A 4629-nucleotide genomic window follows, 5' to 3' on the forward strand; every position below is an offset into this window, starting at 1 on the left:
GTCGCAGGTGTTCCTCGGCACGGACATGTCCATCCTGGCCGGGCGGGTGGCGTACTGCTCGACCTGACCGGCCCCACCCTCACGGTCGACACCGCCTGTTCGTCTGCGCTGGTCGCGCTGCACCTGGCCGTGCAGAGCATCCGGCGCGGCGAGTGCGAGGCGGCGATCGCCGGTGGCGTCTTCGTCGCCCCGTCACCGCGCTTCCTGGTGATGGCCTCCAAGACCGACATGCTGTCGCCGACCGGCGCGTGCCATACCTTCGACGACGCCGCCGACGGCATGACGGTCGGCGAGGGCGCCGGTGCCGTCCTGCTCAAGCCGCTGGACCGGGCACTCGCCGACGGGGACCACGTGCACGCGGTCATCCGCGGCACCGCGACCAACCACAACGGACGTACCCAGGGGCTCACCGCCCCGGCCACCCGGTCGATGCGCGACCTGGTCACCCGCCTGTACCGCGCGGCCGACGTGGACGTGCGTACCGTCGGCTACCTGGAGGCGCAGGGCACCGGCACCCGACTGGGCGACCACATCGAGTTGGCCGCGCTCGGCGGGGCGTTCACCGAGCTCGGCGCGGAAGTTGGCGGCTGCGTCGTCGGCTCGCACAAGCCCAACCTCGGGCACGGCATCACCGCCGCCGGGATGGCCGCGCTGGCGAAGGTGGTCCTGGCGCTGCGGCGGCGGGAACTGCCGGCCACCGTCGGCGTCCGACAGCTCAACCGCAACATCACCCTCGACGGCGGGCCCTTCCAAATTTCCGGGAAGACCCGACCCTGGCCCGCCACGCCCGGCACCCCGCTGCGTGCCGGGATCAACTCGTTCGCTTTCAACGGCACCAACGCGCACGCCATCCTGGAGCAGCCGCCGGCCGTACCGCCGCCGTCGCCCGGCCGGCCGCCGTACCTGGTCCCGGTCTCCGCTGGCTCCGTGTCCGCGCTGCGGCGACGGCTGGTGGACCTGCGGTCCTGGGCGGCCGGCACGCCCGACGCCCCGCTCGCGGACGTGGCCTACACCCTGCAGGTGGGACGGGCGCACCTGGTGCACCGGGTGGCGCTGGTCGTCGTGGACCTCGCCGACCTGGTCGCCGAGCTGGACCGCCAGCTCGCCGCGCTGCCCACTTCGACCCCGGCGGGCTCGGCGACCGGTGACACGCGGGCCCGCGAGCTGGCCGTCCCCGACGCCACCCCGGCCGCGCTGCGCGAGCTGGCCGAGCTGTACGCGGTCGGCGCGACGGTGCCGTTCGACACCCTGCACCGGCCGGGCACTCGGCGGCGGGTGCCGCTGCCCACGTACCCCTTCGACCCGCACCGCTACTGGATCGCCGCGTCCACACCCGAGACAGCGGTGGCGCCCGCCGGGGCCGCCTCGGCCGGGCTGCTCGACGCCGGTGCCCCGGCGTTCGGTCCGGACCGGCTCGCCGCGCACCGCGAGGCGCACCTCGCGCTCGGCCGGTGGGCCCGCGACCTGCTCTTCCACGTGCTCGCCACGGCTGGTGAGGGGTGGCGGCCGGGCGACCGGTATGACGTCGCCGTGCTGGGTGAGCGGTGGGGTGTGGTGGACCGGCACCGGCCGCACTTCCAGAAGGTCGTGCAGGTCCTCATCGACGGCGGCCAGCTGCGCCGCGACGGGTCGACGGTGGAGGTCGTCGCCGCACCCCGAGCCCGGTCCGACCTCGACCGGGAACGCGCCGACCTGGCCGCCCGGCACCGGGAGGCCGCCGCCTACACCCCGCTGCTGACCGTCTGCCTGGACAACTACCCGAAGATCCTGTCCGGTGTCGTGCCGGCCACCGAGGTGCTCTTCCCTGGCTCGTCGCTGGCGCTGATGGAGAGCCTCTACCGGGGCAACGACATGGCCGACCACTGCAACGAGTTGGTGGCCTGGAGTGCGGCCCGGCTGCTGGGCGAACGCGCCCGTGTCGCACCGGGCGCGCGTCTCGAGGTGGTCGAGGTCGGTGCCGGGACGGGTTCCACCACCCGGTACGTCCTGCCCGCCATCCAGGAGTACGGCGACCGGCTGCGTTACCTCTACACCGACGTGTCGGCGGCCTTCGGCCGGCACGGCGCCCGGCGGTTCCAGGGCGAGCACCCGTATGTGCAATTCGCCCGGCTGGACGTGTCCACCGACCCGGTCGGGCAGGGCCACCCGGCGGGCGGCACCGACCTGGTCGTGGCGACCAACGTACTGCACGCCACCCCCGACATCCGGGCCACCGTGCGGCATCTGCGGACGCTGCTGCGCCCCGGTGGCGCGGTGGTGATAAACGAGCTGACCACCGTGCCGGACGTGTACGCGATCATCGCCGGCCTGCTCGACGGCTGGTGGCTCGCCCGCGACCCGCAGCTGCGGCTGCCCAGCTCGCCGGTGCTCACCGCGCAGACCTGGCGGTCGGTACTGGCCGAGGCGGGCTTCACCGGTGTGACCGTGTTCGGTCCGCCCACGGGTCCGGACGGGGTCGGTCCGCACGGTGTGGGCCAGCACGTGATCGTGGCCACCGCCGGTGCCGAGGTGGGACCGGCGGTGGCCGTGCCGGCCACGCCCGCCGGGCCGCTGCCCCCGGCACCGACTCCGACGGTGGACGTGCCCGTGCCGTCGCGGGCGGACCTTCCCGGGTTGCGGGAACGGCTGACCGCCGTCGTCGCCGAGGTGATCGAGACCGACCCGGCCGCGATCGGCCCCGACCGGCCGTTCGCCGAGTACGGCATCGACTCGATCCTCGGCCTCGAACTGGTCGACGCCGTGAACGCCGCCGTCGGTACCGACCTCAGCCCGACCGTGTTGTTCGACCACGGCTCGGTGACCCGGCTCGCCGCGCACGTCGCCGCCCACGCCCCGACCCCCCGTGCCACGGGCGCGCCGCTGCCCGTCCCCGTCGTCGACACCCCCGCCGACGGTGCCCCGGCGACCGGTGTCAACGCGCCGGTGACCGCCGGCCCCGTGGCCGACCAGAATGGGCCGGCCGCTCCTCAGCCGGCGTCCGACGACGAAGCTGTCGCCGTCGTCGGCATGTCCTGCGCCTTCCCCGGCGCCCGGGACCCGGACGAGTTCTGGGCGGCCATCGTGGCCGGGCGGTGCGCCGTCGAGGGAGGTACCGGCCGACCGCTGGGACATCGACGCGCACTACGACCCGGACCCGGACCGGCCGGACACCACGCACTGCCGGGTGGGCGGGTTCGTGCCCGACGTCGACCGGTTCGACCCGCTCTTTCTTTCGGCATGTCCGGCCGGGACGCCGAACTGGCCGACCCGCAGCAGCGGCTGTTCCTGGAACACGCCTGGAAGGCCCTGGAGGACGCTGGCTACCCGGCTGCACGGCTGGCCGGGCTGGCCTGCGGCGTGTTCGCCGGCACCACCGGCAGCGACCTTCCGGCCCGCGCGGAGGAGGCAGGGCTGCCCCTGGAGGCCGGGGTCACCCTCGGCGGGTACTCGTCCGTCCTGGTCGGACGGATCTCGTACGTGCTCGACCTACGCGGCCCCAGCGTCGCGGTCGACAGCGCCTGCTCGTCGTCCCTGGTGGCGCTGCACCTGGCGGTGCAGAGCATCCGGGCGGGCGAGAGCGAACTGGCGCTGGCCGGGGGTGTCTTCGTCTCCGGCTCGCACCGGTTCCACGTGGCGATGAGCAACCTCGGTGTGCTCTCCGCCAGCGGCCAGTGCCGGCCGTTCGACGCCGCCGCCGACGGGTTCGTCCCCGGCGAGGGCGTCGGCGTGCTGGCCCTCAAGTCGCTGACCGCTGCGCGGCGCGACGGCGACCACGTGTACGCGGTGATCCGGGCCAGCGCCGTCAACCACGACGGCGCCACCAATGGCCTCACCGCGCCCAGCGCCCGCTCCCAGACCAACCTGGAGGTGGACGTCTACCGGCGCGCCGGCATCGACGTGCGGACCATCGGGTACGCCGAGGCGCACGGCACCGGCACCCGGCTCGGTGACTCGGTGGAGGCCGAGGCACTGATCCGCGCCCACCGGCGGTTCACCGACGAGCGAAACTACTGCGCCCTTGGCTCGGTCAAGGCCAACATCGGCCACACCGCCGCGGCGGCCGGCGTGGCCGGAGTGATCAAGGTGATCCAGGCGATCCGGCACCGGACCATCCCGCCGTCGATCAACGTCACTGAGCCCAACGAGCTGCTCGCGCTGGACGACTCGCCGTTCTACCTGACCACCGAGGCCCGCCCCTGGCCGGCGCCGGCCGGCGCGCCCCGACGGGCCACGGTCAGCGCGTTCGGCATCAGCGGCACCAACGGACACGTGCTTGTCGAGGAGGCGCCCGGGATGGGCGGGCACCGCCGGCTGCCGCCGGCCGGTGAGCACCTGGTGCCGGTCTCGGCCCGCACCGGTGAGGCGCTGCGGGAGTACGCGTTGGCGCTGGCCGACGCGGTCAGTCGTCCGGACCGGGCGGACCGCCCGCGCCTGGCGGACGTGGCGTACACCCTGCAGGAGCGGCGGACCGCGTGCCCGGAACGGCTCGCGGTGCTGGCCGGCAGCCTCGACGAGCTGGCCGACCGGCTGCGCGCGTTCGCCGCCGGGCGGCAGGTCGCGGGCGTGGTGCGCGGTCGAGCCGGTACGTCCGACGACGCGGTGGCCGGCCTGCTCGACGGCGACGACGGGCAGGCGTACGTGGCGCTCCTG

The 4629-nt window shown here is 74.7% G+C and carries 1 protein-coding gene; it reads left to right on the top strand.

Features of this window, described 5'->3' with window-relative positions; genetic code table 11:
* Positions 1 to 4629: beta-ketoacyl synthase N-terminal-like domain-containing protein (locus MCAG_RS29980; RefSeq protein ID WP_198141655.1), on the top strand; the 4629-nt coding region annotated here is incomplete at both ends.

The sequence above is a fragment of the Micromonospora sp. ATCC 39149 genome, assembly GCF_000158815.1.
Taxonomy (GTDB): domain Bacteria; phylum Actinomycetota; class Actinomycetes; order Mycobacteriales; family Micromonosporaceae; genus Micromonospora.